The following is a 24,880-nucleotide window of genomic DNA, read 5'->3' as shown; positions in this document are numbered from 1 at the left end:
GCGGGGGAATTGAGTTCCCCCGTTCTTGTATACTTACGAAAGAGGTGATTTATTTGCACGAAATTGGAGTTATGTTTGAAGTTGTAAAAACTGTTGAAAAGGTTGCAAAACAAAATGGGGTAACAAAGATTGACACAGTGGTTCTTCAAATTGGCGAACTCTCATCTATGATTCCCAGATATATTGAAGCTTGTTATCCTGCAGCAGTAGATGGAACCTTATTGCAAGAAACAAAACTGAAAATTGAGATATTGCCAGGCAATGGTCTTTGTAGAGAGTGTAATAAAGTTTTTAATCTAATTGAGAATAAAAATAAATGCCCACATTGCGGAAGTAATCATTGGGAGTTATTATGCGGGAGAGAGTTTAAGATTAAAGAGATTATTGCCTGCTAAAATAGAATATATAGTTTTTTAAAGAGCAAATGTGAAAGATTATTCTTTGCATTTGCTCTTACTAATTATTGTAAGTATTAAAATTCATTTAATTCAGTAAAAATAACTCCATTATTAGTTGAAACTCCAGCATACAAATTATCATTATCTTTTCCTATAGCTAAATAATGTTTCAAACATTCTTTAGCAGTGAATGGCATTTTTCTGTCTAACATTTCATCAATGTTAACCCATTCTAATTTTCCTTCATCGCATTTACTAATATCTATTTTTGTATTATGTAATTCGGTAAAATAATAATAATTTTGGCGAACCTCATTATTCTTTAAACGGAGTGTAATATATTTCAATGTAACATTTCCAATATCATTTTCTGTAATACTTGTTTCCTCAAATAGTTCTCTTAAAACACATGCTTTTGGATTATTAAGTTCATCCTTTTCAAAATGACCACCTACACCACACCACGAAGGCTCAACTACTCTTTAACCAACTCTGTACAACAGTAACATTTTATCATTATGCATTATATAAATTGTAGTTAAATTCCTTAACATATATGTAACCTCCCATAAATTATTAAATTTGATTTTGCTATTTTTCGCAATTGGATATTAATATTATATTTCAACTATATTCCAGATACAAACAATATTAGAAGATATGAAAATAGAAAACAATAATGATTTCTTCTTTTGCATTAACAAATGTTGGTCTAATATATTGAATTTAGGAGTTTTTATACAATATACAATTTATAATGTGCTAAAATATAGGTGTAAAAGGAAAAAAATGAATGCAATTAGTTAAAATATTAAGGAGAGTGTTATGTTATCTTATTTAGAAAAATATAAAAAAGCTAGATTAAAATATAGTATAGTTATTCCAAGTATACTTTTTAGTTCAATGTTCTTATTTTTAATAATATCTTTTATTTTGCTTCAAGCAGATACTTCAAATATTAATGATTATACAGGCTTTGCAATATTCTCTTTGTGCATGGTAGTTTTCATTGTAGGAAAAGTTATATATAACAGCAAGGCTATTAAAATAGATCCTTATGAACTTTTAGAAAAAGGAGATACAAAAGGAATAAAATTTTATATAAGTTTAAGTTGTGTGACTTTAATTAGTGTGGGTGAATGTTTACGAAATATATCTTTATATAAAATTAAATCATATCCTGCAGAAATGAAAAGAATTATAATTGCATTTATGTCATTGGGTATAGTTTTTATAGGACTTATGATTATAATTAATTCATTACTACTAAAGCGAGACATTACTAAGTTTAAAAATATAATTAAGTCTTTATCAGAAACAGAAGAAAAAGCATTGAAGGAAGAAGTTATAACTTTAAAGGATTATGAAGGATTTAAGTTTACAACAAACTTTTTGATTAGATTTATTCCTAATCAATGTACAGCTATTGATTATAATGATATTTTCAAGACGTCAGTTAAGTATTATAGCGGTGGTAGGAATTATAGTAGCTATTATACTATCAAAATATATGATAAAAATTCTAAATTTCTAGGAAACTTTGGTATTCCTTGTGGTAGAAGGAAAAATGTTGAAAGTAATCTTGTTACTTTTTTAGCAAATTTAAAATTGAAATGTAGTAATGTTTTATTTGAATTTGATAGTGATAGTTCTTATTATAAGATAAATGAATCTCAAATAGATAGTGAATACAAAAAGCTAAAAGGTGGCGATAGGGAAGATTGTATTTCAGTGAATAGAGGTAAAAAAAAAGTGAAGAAGTAAATTAATAATTTAGTCAGTTAAGATTGATTCTATACTATGTTTTCGAGAAACAGGGGGATTATATGCAAGATATAAAGTATCAGGAAGAATACATACGAAGAATACATAAAGTGCAGGACTACATTGAGCATCATTTAGGACAAGCCATGTCCATTGAGGAACTTTCCAATGTTGCTGGGTTTTCAAAATATCATTTTAGCCGCATCTTTCAAGGTATGTTACGAGAGCCATTAGCCCATTATGTAAACCGAATTCGTATGGAAAATGCACTTTTTTTACTGGCACACCGGGCAGATAAAAATATGACGGACATTACCTATGAACTGGGCTATACGGATTCAGCTGTATTTTCACGGGCATTTAAGAATTACTATGGCATAACTCCAAGAGAATATCGGAAGGAATATAGCAAGAATTGCAAAGATTCTTTTTTATTGTCAGAGTACAATAAGAACACAGCAAAGAAAGAATGGGCAGGCCAATTGTTTCCTGTGACTGGGCAGATTACCATAGTAAACATGGAGGAAAAGCAGGTGGCTTATGTGAGACATATAGGTACTTATGAGACATTAGCAAAGGAGTATTCCAATTTGATGCAGACATTAATTACTTATGCAGAGAAGCAGAAGCTTTTTGTAGATAGTGAGAACTGGGTGCTTGCCATGTATCATGACAATCCGGAATTTGGAGAGGAGAATAAGTTTCGTACTAGTCTATGTCTAACGGTGCCAGAGTGCATTGAGATTCATGAAGATGGGATCATTGGAAGGATGCAATTGGAAGGTGGTTTGTATGCAGTGGGACATTTTCAGATTCAGCAAGACCAGTACAGTGATGCCTGGAATTACATGTACCAGGAGTGGATAGCTGGCAGTGGTTATGTTCCAAGAAACTCATATCCATTTGAAGTATATCGCAACAATCCACATGCTAATGAGCATCATATCCATGAGGTGGACATATACGTTCCAATTGAGCCCATTCATTTCTAATATGCTGCAAATCGATTCAGAGGTGAGCATATGGAAGAAATTAAGATTCAAGGAGCACGAATCCATAATCTGAAAAATATTAATCTATCAATTCCTAAGCATAAATTAGTGGTCATTACTGGTATCAGTGGTTCAGGTAAATCCAGTCTTGCATTTGATATTCTGTTTGAAGAAGGCAAGAATCAGTATCTAAGGTCCATTGGCATTCTGGCTGGACTTGATAACCAGGATAGGTTTGATACCATTGAAGGCATTGGTCCAACGGTGGCAGTGCGTCAGAATATAATTAGGCAGAGTAATCCTCGTTCCACAGTTGGTACAAAGACTGGAATTCTTAATCAGCTGGCTCTTGTTTATGCCAGTGATGGAAAAGCTTTAATTGAGAGTGGACATCTTTCCCCAGGTAGCTTTCTCTATACAACGGCGGATGGTATGTGTATTAGCTGCCAGGGCAGAGGTTCTTATTATGATATCAATCTGAAGAAGTTGATTCCAGATAAAACAATAACACTTTTGGAGGTATATGAGAGTCTGCAAGTAACATCTGGTTTTATGAGGATTCTAAAGAATAAATACGGAATGTATTTTGAAACTCCATTCTGGGAACTTCCAGAAGATATTCAAGGCGAAGTGATCTATGGAGTCTATGACAATGGCAAGCAAAGCTATTGTCTAGAGCGGATACTAAGAAACTCTTATGAAAAGGGGGAGGATGTAGAAGAAGTCTATGCAAAGACTACTTGTCCAGATTGTCATGGAGAGCGAATAGGTCAAGAAGCGAGAGAAGTATTCCTTGGTGGAAAGCAGATTGGACAGCTAGGACAGATGACACTGTCTAGTCTTATTGATTTCCTAAATGGAATAACTAGGGAAGAACTATCTCAGTTTGGCAAGAACATGATAAAGAATGTAATGGAAAAATTAAATCATCTCATCCAGTTTCGCTTAGGACATCTGACACTTTATCGGGAGATGACTTCCTTAAGTGGTGGTGAGATACAGCGGATTTTTCTTCATCTCCATTTAGAGTCCAGGCTGGATTCTCTAATCTATGTCTTTGATGAACCCATGGCGGGATTACATCCATCGGAGAAGCAAAGCATGATCCAAGCGGTAAAGGAATTAAGAGAACTGGGGAATACAGTGATTGTAGTGGAGCATGATAAAGAGATGATTCGCCATGCTGACCATATTATTGAGATTGGTCCTAAGGCAGGCATAGAAGGTGGAACAGTGGTCTATCAGGGGAGTTATGAAGGATACAAAAAGGCTGATACTTTGCTTAGCCAGTATCTTTCTGATAAATGTTTGATGCCGGAACGGACAATCAGGAAGCATACCTTTGCTAAAATAGATTATCTTACCTTGGAACATGCAAATATCCATTATTTAAAGGACTTAACAGTAGTCTTCCCACTCCATGCCATGGTTGGTATTGCTGGATTATCAGGAAGCGGGAAGAGTTCCTTGATTGAGGATACTCTTTTGAAACGTCTTGCTAGTGCTAGGAAATATGGTTATGTAACCGGGATATCAGGAGTAGAGCATATTAGTGGGATTGCAAAGATATCACAGGAGCCCATTGGAAGAAGTGCTACTTCTACACCTGCCTCTTATATTGGGATATGGGATAAGATTCGAGAACTTTTTGCCAAACAGCCGGAAGCAAAAATAAGAAACATGAGTGCTGGACATTTTTCCTTTCATTCTAAAGGGGCATGCCCAGATTGCGGGGGTAGTGGTTATGAAAGAATCTTTCTAACTTCTGATTTTTCTGTAGATAAGCTTTGTCAGACCTGTAATGGCAAGCGGTTTAATGAAGGAAGTCTTTCTGTAGACTATAACGGAAAGAACATTGCCAATGTGTTAGATATGAGCATTGCCCAAGCTATTGTATTCTTTGCAGATCAGAATAGCATTGTGAAACCGCTCCGTATCTTAGAACAGATGGGCATGGGGTACTTAACACTTGGTCAGCCATCTTCTTCTTTAAGTGGTGGTGAGGCACAAAGAGTGAAGCTTGCCAAAGAGCTGGGACGGCAGTTAAAGGACAATATGCTTTATGTGTTAGATGAACCAACCACCGGACTTAGCTTGTATGATACGGCATTGTTACTAAAGCTGTTAGATCAGCTGGTTGCCAGTGGCAATTCTGTTATTGTCATCGAACACAATGTAGATGTCTTAAGATGCTGTGATTATATCATTGAACTTGGTCCAGAAGGTGGAGACAAGGGCGGTGAGATTATAGCCAAAGGAACACCAGAGAGGCTGATAGACAATCCGAATTCCAAGACAGGGAGGTATCTTGCATGAACTTAGATATGAATCAAAGAAAAAAGATAATGTTGGAAAAGATAATAAACAGTAGCTATAACAATACTGCAGGCATAATTGTACTAAAAAACGGTAAACCAGTATATGAGAAATACTATAATGGATATACTGCGACTAACAACCTTCATGTTTTTTCAGTAACAAAAAGTATTATTTCCATATTGATTGGTATAGCCCTAGACAAAGGTTATATAAAAAGTATCAACCAGAAGGTATTGGATTTTTTTCCTGATTATGCAGTAAAAGGAGGAGAAAGAACCATACAGGATGTTACACTTAAGGATATGATGACTATGACAGCCCCGTATAAATATAAGTCAGAATCCTATGAAGAATATTTTACAAGCGATAATTGGGTAAATAGTGCGCTTGATTTATTAGGGGGCAAGGGAAAGATTGGAGAATTTAGATACACTCCTCTCATAGGCCCAGATATTTTATCTGGTGTTCTTGTAAAAACAACAGGACAATCCGTGCTTGATTTTGCAACAGAAAACTTATTTTCACTATTAGGGATTAATGTTGAGGGAAATATAGTTTTTCGTAATAAGGAGGAACAACTTGCCTGGTATAAAGAGAAAAATGTAAGAGGATGGGTTGCTGATCCGCAAGGTGTAAATACAGCAGGATGGGGTCTTAACTTGACAACTATGGATATGGCAAAAATAGGTCAATTGTACTTGGATGAAGGAAGATGGAAGGATAAACAAATTATATCCACAGAGTGGATATATGAGAGCACAAAGGAACATAGTCGATGTGGCAAGCTGTCCTATGGCTATCTGTGGTGGGTTATTGATAATAAAGAACATATCTACGCAGCTATGGGGGATGGTGGAAATATAATTTACGTCAATGCAAAGAAAAAAATGGTGATTTCGATTGCTTGTCTTTTTATGCCACATGCTAAGGATAGAATAAAACTTATTAAAGAGTATATTGAACCAATGTTTGAGAATTGTGACTAGTAAGTTTCAATTTAGGTGAGATTAGAATTATTTATATAAGAATAAAGTGAAAAACTATAAGAGTGTTTATCAAGATATAATAAATGATTTAGATAAAGCAATTAGTATTTATAAAAGAATAGGATTTGTAAAGAAATTTGGATTTAAAGAAATTGAATCATATAATAATAGCCCAATGGACACTTCAATCTATATGAAATTTAAAGTTCAATTTAATGTCCAATTTTTCTTAGAAGCAAAAAAGCAGAACTTGCCATGTCATGATAAGTTCTGCTTTCTTGTGATTATAATATTAAGCAGTAAAACTAGTCTATTCTTTTTTCATATATAGGCATATTGTTATCAGGATCTATTTTTCCACTGTTTTTAAATCCAATTGTAGTCCAAAATGGTATTCCTAATATGCTATCAGGAGTTAAATACATTTGAGTAACTCCATGCTTTTTGAAAAGAGATGTAACATGCTGAAATAATTCAGTTGCATATCCTTTTCTCCTCATTTCTGGAATTATATAATATTCCATTATATAGCCATATCCAGGATTAATAATACCTTTTATTCCACCTAAATCAACTGCATAAAAGGCAAAACCAACTAATATATTTTCACAATTATATATTAGTTCAAAATGCATATCATCTCGTTTCCCTTGAATATCTACTCTTTGTTTTGCATATTTTTCTAAAGTAATATCTGATTCGTTCATTAGTTTAATATCATCTTTAGAAATTTCATGCATGTAAGGTATCCACATTGAAATTAGTTCATTATATTGTTGTGTATTTTCAGACACTATTTGCTTATAATACAATCTTTTTAACATTTAGCACTCCTTCTTACAATATAAAAAAGTATTCCTGCAAAATACAGAAATACTTTATATTTATCATCATTTTACTAAATGTATTGTAATCATATAGATAAAAGTGAATGACAGATATTTCTGTTTTTGCTTGTAAATAATATTATGTTTCTCATATCTATCACCTTCCTTTCAATATATTGTAAGTTTAGCATGTACGCAAGACTATGTCAATAAATATTTTACAAATAAAGGATAATGGATAACTTTAAGGAAACATAGTTCTTGACGTAAATAGGTTGTTGAGTTATTATTGGGAATAAATATTATTGCTGTGAAGAGGAATAGTAAGTATAGTGATTTCTTATTAGAGAGGGGATGTTTGGTGAAAATTCCTAGAAATATATATTGAACCAGCCTTGGAGTTCTGTACCGAAATAATAGTAGGCTACAGCGGGTATTCCCGTTATAGATATAGAGAGATTATAAGATTATTGCGCGCAATTTTATAATAATTAGGGTGGTAACGCCAAGAAGGGTCCCTTGTGGATTTTTCTTGGCGTTTTTTTGTATTTAATAATTAACAGAAGGAAGGTAGAAGAGTATGGGTAAAAATAATAAAAAGTTTGTTGAAGCTATAACAGCTATAGATGAGGATTTTGCACAATGGTATACAGATATTGTAAAGAAAGCAGAGCTTATTGATTATTCAACTGTTAAAGGTTGCATGATTATAAGACCTTATGGATATGCAATTTGGGAAAACATTCAAAAATACTTAGATAATAAGATTAAGGAAACAGGACATGAAAATGTATATATGCCAATGTTCATACCAGAATCATTATTGCAAAAAGAAAAGGATCATGTAGAAGGATTTTCACCAGAGGTTGCTTATGTTACTAGAGCAGGAGGAGAAGATCTTGCTGAAAGATTAATAGTAAGACCAACTTCAGAAACTCTATTTTGTGAACATTATGCTAAGATTATTCAAAGTCATAATGATTTGCCTAAGAAATATAATCAATGGTGTTCTGTTGTGAGATGGGAAAAAACTACTAGACCATTTTTAAGAACTTCCGAATTTTTATGGCAAGAGGGACATACTGCTCATGCAACAGCAGAAGAAGCAGAAAAAGAAACTATAGATATGCTAAATGTTTATGCTAATATGCTGGAAGAATATTTGGCAATTCCAGTTCTAAAAGGACAAAAGACAGAAAAAGAAAAGTTTGCAGGAGCTAAGGCGACATATACAATAGAAAGCTTAATGCATGATGGAAAGGCACTGCAAAGTGGAACGTCTCATGACTTTGGAGATGGATTTGCTAGAGCATTTAATATAAAATATTCAGATAAAAATTCTAAGTTACAATATGTGCATCAAACTTCATGGGGAGTTACAACTAGATTAATTGGAGCTATTATAATGGTTCATGGAGATGACAGTGGGTTAGTATTACCACCAAAGGTAGCACCAATTCAAGCAGTAATTGTTCCAATTGCTCAACACAAAGATGGAGTTCTTGACAAGGCTAATGAACTAAAAAATATGCTTTCTAGTGCTGTAAGAATTAAGTTAGATGATTCAGATAAGATGCCAGGATGGAAGTTCAATGAATATGAAATGAAGGGGATACCAGTTAGAATTGAAATTGGACCAAAGGATATAGAAAACAATCAAGCACTTTTAGTTAGAAGAGATACTAGAGCGAAAGAAGTAGTTAATTTAAATGATTTGAAGGATAGAGTTTTAGCTGTACTAGATGAAATTCACAAGAGCTTATATGAAAAGGCTTTAAAGAATAGGGAAGAACGAACTTTTGTTGCTAAAACACTAGAAGAACTTAAAGATACTGCTGAAAATAAATCAGGTTTTATTAAAGCTATGTGGTGCGGTGAAAGAGAATGTGAAGAAAAAATTAAGGAAGTCGCAGGATTAACTTCTAGATGTATTCCATTCGAACAAGAAGAGATTGATACCAAGTGTGTATGCTGTGGCAAAAAGGCAGAAAAAATGGTTTATTGGGGTAAAGCATATTAAGATTTATTATTGTTGATATATCACTTATTTATGATACGATGAACCATATCATAAATAAGTGAGTTTTTTTGAAAAAGTTATCGAGAATGTCAAGAATGCTAAAAACATCGTTGACTTGTTATAAAGTCTATCTGAAACTAAAAAAATATCTCATCCACCACTTATTAATAGAAGAAATAAGATATTAGAAAAATTAAAAGAATTGATGATAGAAATAAAAGGGATGGGCAGAGTAAAATTTGCCTGTTCCTTTTTGCAGGTCTGCAATAAAATTCTTATTTTATTTTTTTAGAATTCATGTGTTTTCCTTTTTGGTAGCCAGATAGAATTGAATAGATAGAAAATGATGCAGGCACTTAACTAAATTTTTGTGAGGTGCCTGCTTTCCAATTGGAGATTATTTGCTCTATATAGGATTTAGCAATGGATTCTTCATATGGAAAGTTTCGATAAATGGAAACCCTACTCACCATGGCATGTTTAGAAATCTAACTAATAGCTATTTTGTTGAGTTCTGTTTTTTCTAATAGCTTTATAGTCGCAGAAATAATTTGATTTTTGGTATATGTGTTTTTTCAATGTTATTTTTACTCATAATGTTACAAATTGCTCCTAATGTTTCATTTTATCTCTCAGTAAAGTATTTACTTGATAATATTATCAAGCAATGTTACACTTGTAACGTCGAAATACAAAACATGATTTGCATAATTTGAGATTATTAAATGCACATGAAGTCAAAAAATCGGTATATTTACTGATGAAGTTCTGGAGGTGAAAAATGAGAAAGAAATTATTTATATTAGCAATTATTATTCTAATTGCATGCGTATTGGGACAAATAGCAGTACCAGCCATTATGAAAGCAATTTTTTTATAAGGAGAAAAACAAAAATGAAAATTATTAAAAAAATAGGATGGATTATGCTTTGTTTAGCAATTTTTATTGGTGTATTTGGTATTTCTGCTTATAGTAAAGCAAAAAATATTTTTGGCGGAGAATTTTTTGCAGCGTTTGCTCTGCAAGGTGCTTCCACCAAAGAGACTTTATCTAAAAATGAATATAATAAAAGAATAATCGACGTGAAATATATAAAAGCGGATAGTACGATAGATACTAGACAAGTAATTATTTACAAGCCAAGTGGTGCGACAGGTGACTTACCTTTAATATATATTCCACATTATTCCGCTGAAGAGAATACAGCAGATTTTGTATCTTATATACGACATGGTTGGGCAGTGGCAGCACCATATCAATTTAAAAATGATTTTAATGGTGTGCTAGAAACAGATGACCTTGTTTTTAATAATGCTACACTATATACATTAAGACATATGGACAGTATCGATAAAAAACGTATCTCTATCATAGGCGGAAGTGCCGGAGGATATACAGCGCTTATGCTTAATGGCCTTCAGATGGGAACAGTCGCATCCATAGCAAGTGCACCTATTGCAAATGTTTATTTTAACTTCCATGAATATTTTCCTATGGCTGATGAAGTTAATCGTAACTCAGGACTTTTTGATTTCAAAATGCCTATTCAAGGTATGATTTCTAAAGCTTTCCAACCAATCAATGACAAAATCAAAAAAGATGATGTTAGAACTTGGGAAGCTATATCGCCAGTTAGTATGGCTAATGCAATTAGCAATCCTTTGGTCATGGTCCATAATACATCAGATATTCTTGTACCAGTTGATCAAATTACCCATAAATACACTTATGCAAAGAATGATGGAACATTACCTAAAGAATTTGTTCCTAAGTTGCCGTCTACCTATCCAGGTATTCTAAGTTCTACATTTGAGGAAATGGCTAATCCAGACGAATTAACGATAAAACATAGTAAATTTAATAATAACCATATTGAAGGCGTGATGCCATATGCCAACACACTTATTACAATTAATATAAACGATGATGGACCAGCAACTGCAAAAGGTAGTCATAGTGCACCTAATTTAACAGGTAGTTATGATATTTTTCCATATTTAGAAGATATGATGAAACGTACACTTGATAATACAGAAAAATTAGTTCCACAGAAATTATTACTTCTACTTGAAAGATATCAAGGTGAAAGCTTAGCTCTTCCAGCTCACGAAGGAGTGGATGATACGGTTTATGGCTCTCTAGCAATATATCAAAGAGAAATAGTAGATGAATTAAAAATGTGGATGGATAGTCATACAAAAGAAGAGATGGACTCAGCGATGAAGTCAGCAGTATCAAAAATTTCAGATTCCAATAAACAACAGAAGTATAATAAAACATGGCAAGTTATATTTGGACAAATAAAATAAAGTTCTTATCTATTTAGCTGGTGGAGGTGGTTTTGGTGCTTCTCTACTTGCAGATGATGTGTTCACAAATTATTTTCTAAAAGCCAAAAGCAAAACAGTGTTAGTTGACTCATCATTTATTATTTATGATGAGTCGCATAATGTTGCCACAAATGTGTGGAAAATACCAGCTGAAATATCTGAATAGATTAAAACAAGTAATATATCTCTAGACATGCTAAAAGCACTAAGTGAATATTGGGGAGAAGGAGTTAATATTCTTTGGAAATAAGGAAACTAAGACGGTAGCAATACCGTCTTTTTCTATTAAAAAAAAGGAATAGTTTTATAGTTAAGGGAAAACGTTTCAGAGTACGGGGGAAAAATCTCAGAGTTCAAAGTTATCGTTTTATTGTATCAAAGCCAGTAAGAAACTAGAGGGATTATATAGTATAGTTGAATGTAAACATGTTGAAGGATTATCTAAGAAATAAGAATAATTCTATAAGTATTATTATATTTGTAAAAAGATAGTTAAGAAGTTTTCCTGAAAACAAATATTAGTATTTAGCTATAATCAAAAGGAAACCTTGTATAATTTTTCTTAAAAATTAGGTTACTATGAGGGATAAATTTTCACTATTAAAGTGTAGGGGGATTTTATCCTTTTGCTATTTAAAGATAGAAGAAAAATATATTCAGTTTAGATGCAAATGCGCCTATCAATATCGTAAAATTTAAATAAAAGACAAACTATTATAGTTAAAGATAGAAAAATGAAACAGAAAGGAGAACAGCCTATGGGAGATGACTGGAATGGAGAATTTGATCCATATGGCTATCAACTTGTTGATGAGAAATTACTAATCAATGAGGAAGAAGCTATCACTATAAGAACTATTTTTTATCAGTATGTAAATACAAGTGTTGGAGCAAATGGACTTTCAAAATATTTAGAAAGTCATGGTATAAGAAAAATACCAATCCAGAATGGAGAGAACCCATTATTAGATGATGTAGTAGCTGAAGTAATTGTGAAATTAGTAAGCAATCAAAGTTAGCTTCTTTGATGCATCAGCTATTGAAAGCGAGATAGATAACTATCAAAAGCAATTACGAAAGAATTATTCTATGAAATTTAAGTTTATGGAGTGAATTGACAATTCACATGTAGAGGATAAACATTATAAGCGAAGAAAAGAAGACTTGTGCGATAGACTCTATCGTATGCATGATAAGATTGAGGAATTAGAAGCACATATAATTTTATTAAAGATATAAAAACTCCATCTGCGTTAAATCTCAGATGGAGTTTTTGTATAGTGCTATATATCACTTATTTATTTTAACATCTTGCCAGTTAGCGTTTGTAAGTATCTCCGCATTGTCACCAAAGAATGCATTTCCTGCTTGCTTATCGCCTTTCAGCCAGTACATAAACCATGCTGTCATATATCCGTCTGCTTTTTGATATGTTTTTCCGTGATCTTTATTTACTAATCTTCCCATAACCTTATATTTAGTAGTTAATTTACTATAGATGTCTTGCATTGCATATAATGGACATATTCCTTGACCTGATGTTTCTTTTATGCTTGTTGCTTCTCCTGAATCAAAATGTCCTGTTCCTGCAATAAAGAAATAAGGTATAGTTATTTTTGTTATATCATAAGCCCATTCAGTACCAAATTGACCTACTTGGCCCCAAAATGGTGATGTTGCACTTGCTGTGTACATTGATTTATAAAGTTTTCCGTTATCCCAATTATTCACAGCGTTAATTGTTGCAACTCCACCTTGCGAGTGGCCACCAATACCAATATTATTAGTATCTATTTTATTATAGAAAATACTAGATTTATCTTCATTTTGTTTTAAAATATAGTCTAACGATTTAGAAGAAGATTCACCACTTCTTGAATTTTCATCTTCATTTCCAATTACTACAAATCCCCAAGATGCTAAATGTTTAAAGAAACTTTTATACTTAGAAGCAGTAATTCCTGTTCCGTTTGCTATTACTACTACTGGATATTTATTAGAGCTTTTTTCTAATCCTGCTGGATACCATATTTCATATTCTTTAAATACATCACTATCAGCATTAAACGATTTAAATGATACTTCATATTCTCCAAGTTTTGAATACTTCTTTTCTAAATCTTTTTTAGTTTCTAAATAATTGTAGTAATGATTTCCTCTGTATTCTATTACTTTCCATAAAGTAAATACCCCTACAATTATTATTAATAATACAATTCCAATTATTTTCAACAATTTCTTCATTTTTACCTCGCTTTTATTTTTTAACTGGTATATACTTATCAAGATAATTAACTACAGTATCCATATATTCTTCAAATACTTTGTCGTCATTTTGTATTCCATGTCCTGAATGTGGTGCTTCAAAATATTTATAATCCACATTATTTTCTTTTAAAGCATTAACTAAATGTGCTGATGTTTTAAAAGGGCATACCTTATCTTTTGCACCATAAGCAATTACACTTGGCACTGAGTTTTTGTTTACCCATGCATAACCTGATACAGGTTTCATAGCTTGCACATATTCTCCTGATTCAATCATATCTTTTGTAATTTTACTACCAGACATAACACTAAATAAACCAGCCGCTGCCTCACTACTTTTATCTAATCCATAAATATCCCAATCTTTTGTAAAGAAACTTGATGGTCCCACCATTTCAAACATCATTTTTACTGGTATTGGTGATGTTTTAGCATCACGATAAGCATATAGCATAGCAAGTGTTCCTCCTGCTGATCCACCACTTATAGCCATCTTATCTAAATTGTATCCATGCTTTTTAGCTTCTTCTACTATTACAGGGATGCTTTCTTTTATTTCCATTGATTGAGAATAAATACTTGTACTTGGATCATCATTTCTTTGAAGTGTATAATTAATTCCTACTGCCACATATCCTTTAGAACATAACCATTTAAGCATTTCTGCATCATCTGCTTTATCCCCAGTTCTAAAACCTCCTGCGTGAATATAAACAACTAATCCATGACTTTTTTTAGAATTATCTTTTGGAGCATACATATCAAATTTATTTGATTCCTTACCACCATAAGAAATATCCTTATAAATAGTTCCCATGTTATTATTCCATTTTACTGAAAATTTCTTTGTCCATTCTCCTTTATGTGTCATTTTAAATATAGCAGAACCAGCAAATGAAATGATAAATACTAATATACATATTAAAATAAACATGACCTTTCCTTTTTTTTCTTCCTTTTTCATAGTAAATTACCTCCAAACATTGTGCCACCTAACATAAAGTTAAGAACAGCCCTCACAGCCAAACGACCTAATACAGCAGCAACTATGATAACGATAATAAGAATAATAACTTGTTTTCTTGAAATAGCCATAACGCTTACCTCCAAAATTTATTTGACATTTTTATGCAACAAGTGTAATATCGAAATGTAACAAGTGTAGCATCAAGATGTGACAAGTGTAACATTTCGGTTTTCTTTAGTCAATGGATTTAAGAAAATGGTACAAAGGGGGGAGGAATGTAACATCGTGGATAATGCTGAAAAAAACAGTTATGTAAAAAAGCAGATTACCAATGCTTTACTTACATTATTAAAAGATAAAGAATTGAAGGATATTTCTATAAGTGAAATCACTACTGCTGCTCAGGTTAGCCGCATTTCTTTTTATCGCAATTATGATGATAAAGAGACTATAATCAAAGAGTATATGTCTTTTACATTAAATGAATGGAATAAAAACCACCCAAAAATGAGCGAACATACCGAGGACGATATTCTTGGGGATATATTTGCCTATATTACGGAATATAAAGATTTTTATTTGGTGTTAAGAAATAGGGGAATTTTCTATTTTCTTAAAGATATTATTATGGTTGCTTTAGGACCAAAGGCAGAGTATCCAAACTTTGGTGCGTACACTGCTGCTTTTATTGCCAATGGCATTTATGGGTGGATTGAAGAATGGTTTTTAAGGGGAATGCAGGAATCAGGTGAAGAAATGACAAAGCTATTGAAAAGTAGAAATCTGTAAAAAAATTTTGGTGTTGTATTCCAAGAATACACCTACAAAGAATGTTATTCAGAATCATTTCATATAGAGGATGCTGGTTATGAGTTATATATAATTATTTTGCAGAAGTGAATTGAATGATTTAAAAACTAAATGGGAGATTACTGTATCTACGCATTTAAAAAGATTAGCATTAATGTATGATTTAAAAGTTAATTATAAAGATATAGTGACTGAATAATATTGGAAAAAGATCACATGTCACTGATACGGTAAACCATATCGTAAGTGAGTGATATATTTACTGAAATTGAATGTTAGAGTGTGAGCAGAGATTCAACTAAAATGCACTATGAACCCACGAAAATCTAATTTGGATTCTTGTGGGTTCTTTCTTTAAAATATATTAAAGAAAGAAAAGTATAAAATCTACACTTGCTTTTCAGATAATTGTTTATATGTATTAAGTTTAAATTGTACATTTTTGTCGTAGTCAATTTAAAATAGCAAGTATATATACAATTTAAAACATAAAGTAAATATAATATATCTGATAATCTTGACGATCTAGTTTTGACCAGAAAGTAAATTTTCCCTATTTTTTAACCAATTTTAAAATCTTTTCTCACCAATTCAATAAACAATGACATTGCAGGGCTAATCCACTTATTTTTGTGATAAGCATAAATTGCTGTGATTTTAGCATCTAAACAGCCTATCTTTATTTCTTTTAACTTTCCATTATTAAGTTCTTCTTCTACTGTAAAACGTGGTAAAAATGAAATTCCAAGATTACTTGCAACGCATTTTTTTATCGCTTCTATGCTTCCAAGTTCGATTGTATTATTTAAAAATATATTTTTATCAAAAAAATAGCTTTCAAGGATTTTTCGGTAAATGGATTCAACTTCATTAATGATAAGGCTTGTATTTATTTTCTGATTAGGCTTACAAAGATCTAAATTTTCTTGTTCAAATTGAGGCGAACATACTAAAGTTACACCAAAATCAGAAAGTTTAACAGCATTCAAGCTTTTATTTTCACTTCCAACATTATACATTAAACCAAGGTCTGCTTCACCACTGGCTAACATATTTTTTATGTCATAGCAATTGAGCGAAACCATAGAAAGTTTTACATTAGGAGCTTTTTCTTTAAACATATATAATACATTTTGCAATTTATAAGACATTAAAGATTCTGCAACGGCAATTTTTAATTCTCCTGTAATGTTATCTCCACATTTACCAATGCTTTCGATTTTTTTTACTGTATTAAGCAATTCATCAGCGTATGGTATTAATTCTTTTCCTAAAGGAGTTAGTACCATATTACGTCCGATTTTTTCGAACAATTTGATTGAGAGTTCCTGCTCTAGCTGTTGAATTTGTGACGTAACAGTAGATTGAGTATACCCCAACTTCATTGCTGCATTTGAAAAATTACCTTCTTCTATAATACTTTTAAATGTTTTGAAATGTCTAATATCCATTAATTTCACTCCAATCTTCATGTTATCTTAATAATATATTTAAAAAATCGAATTGTCAATTCGATTATATCAATTTTACAAATACATAATCCTCTGATAATATAAAGTCATAGAGCAGCTGCATATGATTTAAGTAAGTTTTATAAATACTATTAAATCATTGATATGAATAAAATCTTATATCAAAATTTGTTAAAAAATAACAAATAAAGTTTTCATTATGGGAGGAATAAGTTATGAAAGATGTAGTAATAGTTAGTGCAGTAAGAACTGCAATAGGAGCTTATGGCAAGACTTTGAAAGATGTACCAGCAGTTGAATTAGGTGCAATAGTAATAAAAGAGGCTGTTAAGAGAGCAAATATTAAGCCAGGAGAAATTGACGAAGTTATCTTTGGAAATGTTCTTCAAGCAGGCCTAGGACAAAATCCAGCAAGACAAGCTGCTGTGAAAGCTGGATTACCTGTAGAAATACCTGCATTTACAATTAATAAGGTTTGCGGTTCAGGCTTAAGATCTATAAGTTTAGCAGCTCAAATTATAAAAGCTGGTGATGCGGATGCTATTATAGTAGGTGGTATGGAAAACATGTCTAGTGCACCATTTTTACTTGAGAATGCAAGATGGGGACAAAGAATGGGACATGGCGAATTTGTTGATGAAATGATAAAAGATGGTCTATGGGATGCATTTAATGACTATCATATGGGGGTAACTGCAGAAAACGTAGCTGAGAAATGGAATATATCAAGACAAGAACAAGATGAATTTTCACTTTTATCACAACAAAAAGCTGAGAGAGCCATCAAGAATGGACAATTTAAAGATGAAATAGTTCCTGTAATAATTAAAACAAAAAAAGGTGACATAATATTTGACCAAGATGAATTTCCTAGGTTTGGTAATACCATAGAAGCATTAAAAAAACTTAAGCCTATTTTTAAAGAAAATGGTACAGTGACAGCAGGAAATGCATCTGGATTGAATGATGGAGCTGCAGCATTAGTAATTATGAGTGCAGACAAAGCTAAAGCTTTAGGAATAAAACCACTTGCTAAAATAACTTCTTATGGATCAGCAGGATTAGATCCAGCAATAATGGGATATGGTGCATTTTATGCAACAAAAGCTGCTTTGGATAAAATCAATTTAAAAGCTGAGGATTTAGATTTAATCGAAGCAAATGAAGCTTATGCATCACAAAGTATAGCAATAACTAGAGATTTAAATTTAGATATGAACAAAGTTAATGTTAATGGTGGAGCTATAGCCCTTGGACATCCTATTGGTGCATCAGGAGCACGTATTTTAGTAACCTTGCTACATGCTATGGAAAAAAGAGACGCAAAGAAAGGTCTTGCAACATTATGTATTGGTGGAGGTCAAGGTACTGCCTTAATAGTTGAAAGAGAATAATTAATTATATGATTGAACCTAAGAAAGGAGGGAGAAAATGACTTTATTAGCAGATAAAATAAAAAATCAAGCATTAAATTTTGGATATGAAAAATGTGGAATCATTAAAATATCTGATATAGATGGATATAAAGAAAAGCTTGACGAACGAATTGAGCATATTCCAGAAGCTAAAGGTTTTTATCAAAGTCAATATCGTTTTACGAATTTGCAAGATGCTTATCCTTGGGCAAAATCAATTGTAATATGTGTGAGAGAATATGGCAAATATTATATTCCAGAACATTTAAAAGGTATGATTGCTAAATATTATTTGGTTGATGGAAGAAAAGATGAGAATTCTAAAGATTTTCAAGATAGTTTAAAATTCGAAAAATATATGCAAGACTTGGGGTTTAGAGCGGAAACAGAAAGAGGCTTTGGTCTTGTACCATTACGTTTTGCTGCTATGAAAGCTGGTCTTGGAATAGTTAGGAAGAATAATTTTTTTTATACTGAAAGTGGATCATCAGTGTATTTGGAGGCATGGCTTATTGATAAGGAATTAGAATCTATAGAAATACCAAATGTAAGACCTTGTTCTGATAAGTGTAATCTATGCATGAAAGCATGCCCTTCAGCTTCTTTATCAAAACCATATACAATGAATCCTATAGCATGTGTATCTTGTGTAACTACATTTATGGGAAGAGATATGGCTAACGAAAAATATAGAGAACAAATAGGAAACTGGGTTTATGGCTGTGATGTCTGCCAAGACGTTTGCCCGATGAATAAAAACAGTTGGAAGGCAACAGAAGAGTTTCCTAATTTACAAGAATTAAGTGAATATATATCCTTAGAAAAAATTCTCAAAATGGATTATTCCTTTTTAGAAGAAGTGATGCAGCCTAAGTTTTGGTATATAGATAAATCAAGTGTTTGGAAATGGAAAGTTAATGCTATTAATGTAATGGTAAATAACTATAAGGAGCAATATAGAGAACATATACTGTATGCTTGTAACGATAGTAATTCAAAGGTACGAGAAATGGCTGAGTGGGCTATTAAAAAATTGAATCTACAATAAGTGAGGTTTTTACTAAAATTGCATTATAAAAGTATAGCTAAGTAAGGTTATTTTCACCTTGCATATATACGACCATCTGTAATTAGCTTAAATAACTATTTACGGGTGGTTATGTTTTTTATAGAATTAAATTTTCAAAAGCATTACTAGTGAGTATTTTTTATAAATTTATCAAAGTAGTATGTGTGAATCTTTGACAACTATATCATTTGTTGATATATTATATTTAATGATATATCAATAAATGATATATAAAAAGTATGAAGGAGAATTTTATGCCAAGAAAAGATTCTATTGATATTGGTGAATTAACAGATTCTGCTTTTTATATTTTATCTAGTGTTATTAAGGAGAAGCATGGATATCTAATTATGAAAACTATTGAGAAGTTTACTAATAATGAAGTTACTATTGGTCCCGCATCGCTTTATACAACACTGAAAAAGCTTTTAGCAGCAGATTTAGTAGAGTTAAATTGTGACACAGATGAAAATAAAAAAGTATATAAAATAACAGATAAAGGGCGAGAGATGCTCAAAAAAGAGATTGAACGTAAAAAGCAGATGGTTAAATTTGCTGAAAATTTCTTAGATTAGTAAATGGGAGAGGGTATTGATGAAAAGTAAATATGTAATGATTGGTGGACTTGCCTTTGATGAAGAAAGTGATATGGAGAAACTAAAAAATTATGCAAGCCAAGGTTGGATATTAGAAAGAATAGTAGGAGGATTTTTCTATAAGTTAAGAAAAGATAAGCCTCAAAATATAGTGTATAGCTTAGATTATCAAACGGAGGCTGAAGAGGAATACTTTACCATATTTAAAGAAGCAGGATGGGAACTAGTTCTTTCACTCGGGGACCAAATTCACATTTTTTCAGCTCAAGCAGGCACTAAACCTATTTATAGTGATTGTGAATCAGAAATAGACAAATATACATGTGTGAGGAATAAAACAAGAAGGGGAACAATCTATTCTTTAATAATAGCTATAGTATTAATAGGTTTGTTATTGGTTTCTACAATTATTATAAAGCCTATATTTCTGATTATCTTAATATTAATAGTAATTGACACTTTTATATTTGCCTTCAATTTTATGCCTTATTTAGCATATAATTCTAGAATTAAGATAATAAAAAGAACTGGTAGATGTAAAAGCGGAGCAGTAGATGACAAAATTATATGGAAACTATATGCCTTTGTAGGTGTTGTGTGTTTTGTAGCAGGAATTTTAGATTTAATTGACAAGAAATATTTTGGAGTACTTTTTATAATTTTAGGTACTTTTTATATTGCCATGAGTTCGGTTTACTATAAGCAACAAAAAAAGCCTTTATAAATCAGAAGATAATCTTAGAGATATAGTTTAGTTTGTAGTTAAAGAGTTAAAAATGTTAGAATAAAAATTAAAGCTAAGATGTATTTCCTAGTTTTAATAAAAAATAAAGTTGAAAAAGAGGTATAAATTAATGATAAAACCAATTGTAAAAGATATATTGTTTCTAGGACAAAAATCAGAACAGGCAACTAAAAATGATATAGCAGTAATTGATGATTTAATAGATACATTAAGAGCAAACTTAGATAATTGTGTTGGATTGGCTGGGAATATGATTGGAGTAAAAAAGCGTATATTGGTGTTTGCTGTAGGCACCCTTATTGTTCCTATGGTAAATCCAGTTATATTAAAGAAAGAAAAACTTTATGAAACAGAAGAGAGTTGTTTATCCTTAAGTGGGTTTAGAAAAACAAATAGATATGAAATGATAGAGGTGGAGTATCTTGATAGAAGCTTTAAGAAGCAAAAACAAGTGTTCACTGGATTTACAGCACAAATAATTCAACATGAGATGGATCATTTTGATGGGATAATAATTTAATTGAATATTTAAAACAGTGCCTACAATAAGAAATATTTTCAAAGACAAAATACTTGACTTTGTTAAAGTAGTTCAAGGATAAAGTTCTCATGTAGAGAACATTAAAGTTAGTAAAAAACTATATAGAAATGATTTTTACCTTTCATGTAAATGTGTAGGAGTATTAAAATACTATTGGAGATAGGATTTAATTATTATATGAAATACAGTTTATGTATACATTATTTATGAATAAAGACTAAATCAACTCATTTTGAAAGGGGGAAATATTATGAGTATTTCTTTTAGATATTATGTAGATGATGATTTTTTAAAGTTAGAAGAACTTGTTTTGAAAAGTTATGAATGGGGGAAGCCAGCATGGGGATTTAGTCGCCATGAGTTTTGCCGTGGAGTTCATAGTGCGTGGGCAAATGTAAAAGATAATTGGAGGCATATTGTTGGAGTATGGGAAGAAGATAACAAGGTTGTTTCAGCAGTTATATGTGAAGGGGTGTGGCATGGTGATGCATTTTTCCTTTTTGATTCTTTAGAACGACAAAGAGACAGTGAACTACTTAAAAGTATGTTTCATCATGCAGAAACACATCTATCTTGTTTTACAAAAGACTATAAAGATAAAACTAGATATTTACACTTAGTGATTCCACCAGAGTATGATATGGTGAAAAAGATGGCAAAAGAAAGAGGATATCAGGTAACACAAAATGCAGAACGATCACTGATACTTCCATTTTCAGAAAAGAAATTTGCTGTAGTTCTTCCTGAAGGATATACTATAGCTGATGGAAATCAAACAGAAGACTTTTGGCTTTCTAATACCCATATGTTTTCATTTAATTATACACTTCCAACCTCAGAAACTGGTGAAAAGGGATTTCATGATTTAAGAAAAATGCCAGGATATAAACCTGAACTTGACTTGTGTATGTTAGATGAGGAAGGAAAACCAGTAGGAATAGCTATCATCTGGTACAATGAAAGAATGCCTTATTGTGAATTAGAGCCACTTGGAGTTACATGGTGGAGCAGAAGAAAAGGAATCGCTACAGCATTAATATATGAAGCAGCTAATCGTATTATGGACAAGGCACCACAATGTAAAGGAATGCTTGGAGGAGATCAGCAATTTTATTGGGACTTAGGTTTCAAAGTTGAAGCCATTCATGAAATTTGGGATTGGAGCAAAGAGTTTTAAATAAGCATTTATAGAAAAATATCAGTAGCCAATTATATTGAAAAAATATATTATAGTAAACAAAATAAAGAGATTTTATATTTACTATAAAATAAGGCAGGAGAAATATCTCCTGCTTTATACTTAAATGGATTGATAAAATCCATTTTTTACTTCTCTTGTAAAACCATAATCTATAATTACAGGTCGTCCATTAATCAATCCCCAACTGCTTGTTCTATCTAAATCACCAAACAATAAATTATATTTTTTAATAGCATTCTTTATTCCAGCCAAGTTAAGCAATTCTAATTTATTTTTAACATTGTAATAATTCCATACATAAGAAATACTATATAGTTTATCTGCTTTTTGCATTATTATTAGCTTAAAATCATTTGAAACTTGTATGACTTTTGCAAATAAGTTAGAATGATCATTTAATGAAATTTCACATTCTGAAAGGTTTTGTGCAATTCCTGCTGTATTCCTTGCCACTTTAATTACATATCCATTCCCTAAATCAAAAACACTTCTACCAGTACCTGATCCAATGTATCTATAATATCCTCGTTGTATATTAAACATAATTTGATTAAATGAAAAGGCCATTTAAAAACACCTGCTTTATAATAATCTCTTTATAATCATTAGTAAAAACTCTTTATATATTATTCTATTCACAACAGATTGGTTCATAACTAGGTCATTATTACACAGTTATGTTTTTTATGTTGGAGCTTAAGGCTTCATTATTAAATATATTTTAAACATTCACGTTACGTAACTGTCAACACAAAATTTTTAACTAAATCTAAAACTATTTCAACTAATATGTGTAGTGATGATAAATCTACGTAAAAAAAGACTTACACATTAGCTAAAGTGTAAGTCTTTTCTATTTTACCACTCATTAAATTCATCTGTATTTTGTTGTTGTAATAATAAATCTTCAGAACTACATAGGTTATCTGTTAATGCATTGTTTCTTAATACTAAATATAGTTCAGCATTTGTAGCATTCTCATAAGGCATTACAAATAATACACCTACGCCTAAAGCCAATGCTCCTAATAGATACCAGCCTATAAATGATAAATCTAACACAAAGATTTCAAATTTATGACCTCTTGTCATCTCATTGCTTAGTTTAATGGCGTCCATAACTCCTATATTAGGATTATCTGCAAGTATATATGGGACCATTCTGTATGCATAAGATTTGATTATACCAGGTATTATTAATAACAAAGTCCAAAGGAAAATAAAGACTTTTGTTACAAACATTGTTTTTACTATTCCAATATAGTTTCCTTCTTTAAAAGCAAAACTAAAACACTTTTTATTATTTTTACGTTGAGCTGATTGAATAAAATAACGTCTTCCACCTACTTCTAAATTATATCCGATAAAAATACGTAGAAAAATTAGTACTACAATACCAATTGATATAGTGAGCAAGATTAATGCCAGTCTCCAATCATCAAAATGATTATAAACATTTGAATCATTATGGTGATAAGCACTTCCGCCTCCGCTACTACCTCCACCTGCTAATGCAATGACGATGCTAACACCAAATGCACACCAATAAATTTCCCTTAAAATAGACTTAGCTCTGTCCTTTAATTCTTTTCTAGACCACATAATATATATCCCCCGTTAATTAATTTATTTAAATCACTTTTGAAGATCTCTAAGTGAAGATGAACTTAGATAGGTATTACCTGAAATTTAGTTTAACTTGTCCAATCAACTTAAGTGATTAATATAAAAAGATTATATGGTATATAATAACTTATAACAAGTTATAAAAATACATGTATTAATCTATGTTAGATAATTATGGGCTATGGTTACATAGAATCTGTAGATTGCATTCATTTTCTTCAGTTTCCTCCTAATTTCATAGAGGTATTAATTTGCAGGAAAAATACAATTTTGTTTTGCAAATTGCAAATTATACTCTGTGTTTTTGCTTAAGAAGACAATTCTAAATATAGAATTGTAGTATAAATTAGGTAAATATGGTATCATTAATAATTATATGACACAGTCTGTTAAAAACTATTTTAAATTGAAGTATGAATAATGATGGAGATAGTATTATGGATAGAAAAAGAGTTTATGGAACATTTTATAATTTTTAACGATCAAATTATTAAATAAGGCATCTTTAAAAAATAAGTAAGTCCATAAGCTAG

General features: G+C 31.4%; 23 protein-coding genes, 1 pseudogene and 1 other annotated feature. Of the genes and pseudogenes, 16 read left to right on the top strand and 8 right to left on the bottom strand.

Annotated features, from left to right (window positions below; all coding sequences use genetic code 11):
- Positions 1-53 precede the first annotated feature (53 nt).
- Entirely contained in the window at positions 54-395 is a 342-nt protein-coding gene (locus tag OCU47_RS09125) for a hydrogenase maturation nickel metallochaperone HypA/HybF (protein WP_261828287.1), read from the top strand.
- Between the two features lie 77 nt (positions 396-472).
- Here OCU47_RS09125 and OCU47_RS09120 read toward each other — a convergent pair.
- Positions 473-856, bottom strand: a pseudogene (locus OCU47_RS09120) (NUDIX domain-containing protein); the annotation flags it as partial.
- Between the two features lie 367 nt (positions 857-1,223).
- Here OCU47_RS09120 and OCU47_RS09115 point away from each other — a divergent pair.
- From OCU47_RS09115 to OCU47_RS09095, 5 genes are all read left to right on the top strand, one after another.
- The gene (locus OCU47_RS09115) at positions 1,224-2,162 is read left to right on the top strand and encodes a hypothetical protein (RefSeq protein WP_261828286.1); all 939 of its coding nucleotides are present in this window, start codon (positions 1,224-1,226) and stop codon (positions 2,160-2,162) included.
- Positions 2,163-2,224: 62 nt separating this feature from the next.
- On the top strand, positions 2,225-3,154 hold the full coding sequence (locus OCU47_RS09110) for an AraC family transcriptional regulator (RefSeq protein ID WP_261828285.1): 930 nt from the start codon (positions 2,225-2,227) through the stop codon (positions 3,152-3,154).
- A 30-nt stretch (positions 3,155-3,184) separates the two neighbouring features.
- On the top strand, positions 3,185-5,470 hold the full coding sequence (locus OCU47_RS09105; protein ID WP_261828284.1) for an excinuclease ABC subunit UvrA: 2,286 nt from the start codon (positions 3,185-3,187) through the stop codon (positions 5,468-5,470).
- 8 nt (positions 5,471-5,478) lie between these two features.
- Positions 5,479-6,459 carry a serine hydrolase domain-containing protein gene (locus tag OCU47_RS09100; protein ID WP_261830608.1) on the top strand — a complete coding sequence of 327 codons (981 nt, stop codon included), beginning with the start codon at positions 5,479-5,481 and terminating at the stop codon, positions 6,457-6,459.
- A 46-nt stretch (positions 6,460-6,505) separates the two neighbouring features.
- Positions 6,506-6,790: a hypothetical protein gene (locus OCU47_RS09095; protein ID WP_261828283.1), complete on the top strand. Its 285-nt coding sequence runs from the start codon at positions 6,506-6,508 to the stop codon at positions 6,788-6,790.
- On the opposite strand, the gene OCU47_RS09090 is transcribed toward OCU47_RS09095, so the two are convergent.
- Positions 6,765-7,283 (bottom strand): GNAT family N-acetyltransferase, encoded by a 519-nt coding sequence (locus OCU47_RS09090; RefSeq protein WP_261828282.1) that lies wholly within the window; start codon positions 7,281-7,283, stop codon positions 6,765-6,767. The two genes, OCU47_RS09095 and OCU47_RS09090, sit on opposite strands and share 26 nt — an antisense overlap.
- A gap of 304 nt (positions 7,284-7,587) precedes the next feature.
- Positions 7,588-7,809, top strand: a binding site (T-box leader).
- Between the two features lie 57 nt (positions 7,810-7,866).
- On the opposite strand from OCU47_RS09090, the gene proS reads away from it, so the two are divergent.
- The 3 genes from proS to OCU47_RS21825 all read left to right on the top strand — a co-directional run bounded on the left by proS (position 7,867) and on the right by OCU47_RS21825 (position 12,656).
- Positions 7,867-9,306 (top strand): proline--tRNA ligase, encoded by a 1,440-nt coding sequence (gene proS / locus OCU47_RS09085; protein WP_261828281.1) that lies wholly within the window; start codon positions 7,867-7,869, stop codon positions 9,304-9,306.
- Between the two features lie 894 nt (positions 9,307-10,200).
- Positions 10,201-11,616 carry an alpha/beta hydrolase family protein gene (locus tag OCU47_RS09080; protein ID WP_261828280.1) on the top strand — a complete coding sequence of 472 codons (1,416 nt, stop codon included), beginning with the start codon at positions 10,201-10,203 and terminating at the stop codon, positions 11,614-11,616.
- Between the two features lie 779 nt (positions 11,617-12,395).
- Positions 12,396-12,656 (top strand): hypothetical protein, encoded by a 261-nt coding sequence (locus OCU47_RS21825; RefSeq protein ID WP_376778033.1) that lies wholly within the window; start codon positions 12,396-12,398, stop codon positions 12,654-12,656.
- A gap of 271 nt (positions 12,657-12,927) precedes the next feature.
- Here OCU47_RS21825 and OCU47_RS09070 read toward each other — a convergent pair whose 3' ends face one another.
- Genes OCU47_RS09070 through OCU47_RS09060 form a run of 3 tightly spaced genes read right to left on the bottom strand, consistent with a single transcriptional unit; the run spans position 12,928 to position 15,000 of the window.
- On the bottom strand, positions 12,928-13,881 hold the full coding sequence (locus OCU47_RS09070; RefSeq protein ID WP_261828279.1) for a poly(ethylene terephthalate) hydrolase family protein: 954 nt from the start codon (positions 13,879-13,881) through the stop codon (positions 12,928-12,930).
- A gap of 13 nt (positions 13,882-13,894) precedes the next feature.
- Positions 13,895-14,869 (bottom strand): alpha/beta hydrolase, encoded by a 975-nt coding sequence (locus tag OCU47_RS09065; RefSeq protein WP_261828278.1) that lies wholly within the window; start codon positions 14,867-14,869, stop codon positions 13,895-13,897.
- A complete protein-coding gene (locus OCU47_RS09060) occupies positions 14,866-15,000 on the bottom strand; it encodes a hypothetical protein (RefSeq protein WP_261828277.1) in 135 nt (44 codons plus the stop codon). Before OCU47_RS09060 ends, OCU47_RS09065 begins: the two co-directional genes overlap by 4 nt.
- 157 nt (positions 15,001-15,157) lie before the next feature.
- Between OCU47_RS09060 and OCU47_RS09055 the strand changes: the two genes are divergently transcribed.
- Positions 15,158-15,661, top strand: coding sequence for a TetR/AcrR family transcriptional regulator (locus OCU47_RS09055; RefSeq protein ID WP_261828276.1), 504 nt, complete (start codon positions 15,158-15,160; stop codon positions 15,659-15,661).
- Positions 15,662-16,242: 581 nt separating this feature from the next.
- Here OCU47_RS09055 and OCU47_RS09050 read toward each other — a convergent pair.
- Complete coding sequence (locus OCU47_RS09050) at positions 16,243-17,133, bottom strand: LysR family transcriptional regulator (RefSeq protein ID WP_261828275.1); 891 nt, start codon at positions 17,131-17,133, stop codon at positions 16,243-16,245.
- 236 nt (positions 17,134-17,369) lie between these two features.
- Here OCU47_RS09050 and OCU47_RS09045 point away from each other — a divergent pair, with 236 nt between their 5' ends.
- From OCU47_RS09045 to OCU47_RS09020, 6 genes are all read left to right on the top strand, one after another.
- The gene (locus tag OCU47_RS09045) at positions 17,370-18,548 is read left to right on the top strand and encodes an acetyl-CoA C-acetyltransferase (protein WP_261828274.1); all 1,179 of its coding nucleotides are present in this window, start codon (positions 17,370-17,372) and stop codon (positions 18,546-18,548) included.
- Between the two features lie 37 nt (positions 18,549-18,585).
- Entirely contained in the window at positions 18,586-19,617 is a 1,032-nt protein-coding gene (locus tag OCU47_RS09040) for an epoxyqueuosine reductase (protein WP_261828273.1), read from the top strand.
- A 275-nt stretch (positions 19,618-19,892) separates the two neighbouring features.
- Positions 19,893-20,213, top strand: coding sequence for a PadR family transcriptional regulator (locus tag OCU47_RS09035; RefSeq protein WP_261828272.1), 321 nt, complete (start codon positions 19,893-19,895; stop codon positions 20,211-20,213).
- Between the two features lie 19 nt (positions 20,214-20,232).
- On the top strand, positions 20,233-20,958 hold the full coding sequence (locus OCU47_RS09030; RefSeq protein WP_261828271.1) for a DUF2812 domain-containing protein: 726 nt from the start codon (positions 20,233-20,235) through the stop codon (positions 20,956-20,958).
- Between the two features lie 130 nt (positions 20,959-21,088).
- A complete protein-coding gene (locus tag OCU47_RS09025) occupies positions 21,089-21,499 on the top strand; it encodes a peptide deformylase (RefSeq protein WP_261828270.1) in 411 nt (136 codons plus the stop codon).
- A gap of 271 nt (positions 21,500-21,770) precedes the next feature.
- Complete coding sequence (locus OCU47_RS09020; protein WP_261828269.1) at positions 21,771-22,697, top strand: GNAT family N-acetyltransferase; 927 nt, start codon at positions 21,771-21,773, stop codon at positions 22,695-22,697.
- Between the two features lie 123 nt (positions 22,698-22,820).
- Here the strand turns inward: OCU47_RS09020 and OCU47_RS09015 are convergent, their stop codons facing one another.
- Together OCU47_RS09015 and OCU47_RS09010 are read right to left on the bottom strand one after the other, a co-directional pair.
- Complete coding sequence (locus OCU47_RS09015) at positions 22,821-23,288, bottom strand: hypothetical protein (RefSeq protein WP_261828268.1); 468 nt, start codon at positions 23,286-23,288, stop codon at positions 22,821-22,823.
- A gap of 291 nt (positions 23,289-23,579) precedes the next feature.
- Positions 23,580-24,323, bottom strand: coding sequence for a DUF975 family protein (locus OCU47_RS09010; protein WP_261828267.1), 744 nt, complete (start codon positions 24,321-24,323; stop codon positions 23,580-23,582).
- Positions 24,324-24,880 lie beyond the last annotated feature (557 nt).

The sequence above is a fragment of the Clostridium sp. TW13 genome (assembly GCF_024345225.1).
GTDB classification, from domain to species: Bacteria; Bacillota; Clostridia; order Clostridiales; family Clostridiaceae; genus Inconstantimicrobium; species Inconstantimicrobium mannanitabidum.
The sequence above is the reverse complement of the archived record's forward strand: the minus strand, read 5'-3'. Positions and strand labels throughout refer to the sequence as shown.

What these genes read in the sequence shown, in the direction of transcription:
- OCU47_RS09115 (WP_261828286.1), top strand. Translation starts at nt 1,224, where the DNA reads ATGTTATCTTATTTAGAAAAATATAAAAAAGCTAGATTAAAATATAGT.
- OCU47_RS09110 (WP_261828285.1), top strand. Translation starts at nt 2,225, where the DNA reads ATGCAAGATATAAAGTATCAGGAAGAATACATACGAAGAATACATAAA.
- OCU47_RS09105 (WP_261828284.1), top strand. Translation starts at nt 3,185, where the DNA reads ATGGAAGAAATTAAGATTCAAGGAGCACGAATCCATAATCTGAAAAAT.
- OCU47_RS09100 (WP_261830608.1), top strand. Translation starts at nt 5,479, where the DNA reads ATGAATCAAAGAAAAAAGATAATGTTGGAAAAGATAATAAACAGTAGC.
- OCU47_RS09090 (WP_261828282.1), bottom strand. Translation starts at nt 7,283, where the DNA reads ATGTTAAAAAGATTGTATTATAAGCAAATAGTGTCTGAAAATACACAA.
- proS (WP_261828281.1), top strand. Translation starts at nt 7,867, where the DNA reads ATGGGTAAAAATAATAAAAAGTTTGTTGAAGCTATAACAGCTATAGAT.
- OCU47_RS09080 (WP_261828280.1), top strand. Translation starts at nt 10,201, where the DNA reads ATGAAAATTATTAAAAAAATAGGATGGATTATGCTTTGTTTAGCAATT.
- OCU47_RS21825 (WP_376778033.1), top strand. Translation starts at nt 12,396, where the DNA reads ATGGGAGATGACTGGAATGGAGAATTTGATCCATATGGCTATCAACTT.
- OCU47_RS09070 (WP_261828279.1), bottom strand. Translation starts at nt 13,881, where the DNA reads ATGAAGAAATTGTTGAAAATAATTGGAATTGTATTATTAATAATAATT.
- OCU47_RS09065 (WP_261828278.1), bottom strand. Translation starts at nt 14,869, where the DNA reads ATGAAAAAGGAAGAAAAAAAAGGAAAGGTCATGTTTATTTTAATATGT.
- OCU47_RS09060 (WP_261828277.1), bottom strand. Translation starts at nt 15,000, where the DNA reads ATGGCTATTTCAAGAAAACAAGTTATTATTCTTATTATCGTTATCATA.
- OCU47_RS09050 (WP_261828275.1), bottom strand. Translation starts at nt 17,133, where the DNA reads ATGGATATTAGACATTTCAAAACATTTAAAAGTATTATAGAAGAAGGT.
- OCU47_RS09045 (WP_261828274.1), top strand. Translation starts at nt 17,370, where the DNA reads ATGAAAGATGTAGTAATAGTTAGTGCAGTAAGAACTGCAATAGGAGCT.
- OCU47_RS09040 (WP_261828273.1), top strand. Translation starts at nt 18,586, where the DNA reads ATGACTTTATTAGCAGATAAAATAAAAAATCAAGCATTAAATTTTGGA.
- OCU47_RS09035 (WP_261828272.1), top strand. Translation starts at nt 19,893, where the DNA reads ATGCCAAGAAAAGATTCTATTGATATTGGTGAATTAACAGATTCTGCT.
- OCU47_RS09030 (WP_261828271.1), top strand. Translation starts at nt 20,233, where the DNA reads ATGAAAAGTAAATATGTAATGATTGGTGGACTTGCCTTTGATGAAGAA.
- OCU47_RS09025 (WP_261828270.1), top strand. Translation starts at nt 21,089, where the DNA reads ATGATAAAACCAATTGTAAAAGATATATTGTTTCTAGGACAAAAATCA.
- OCU47_RS09020 (WP_261828269.1), top strand. Translation starts at nt 21,771, where the DNA reads ATGAGTATTTCTTTTAGATATTATGTAGATGATGATTTTTTAAAGTTA.
- OCU47_RS09015 (WP_261828268.1), bottom strand. Translation starts at nt 23,288, where the DNA reads ATGGCCTTTTCATTTAATCAAATTATGTTTAATATACAACGAGGATAT.
- OCU47_RS09010 (WP_261828267.1), bottom strand. Translation starts at nt 24,323, where the DNA reads ATGTGGTCTAGAAAAGAATTAAAGGACAGAGCTAAGTCTATTTTAAGG.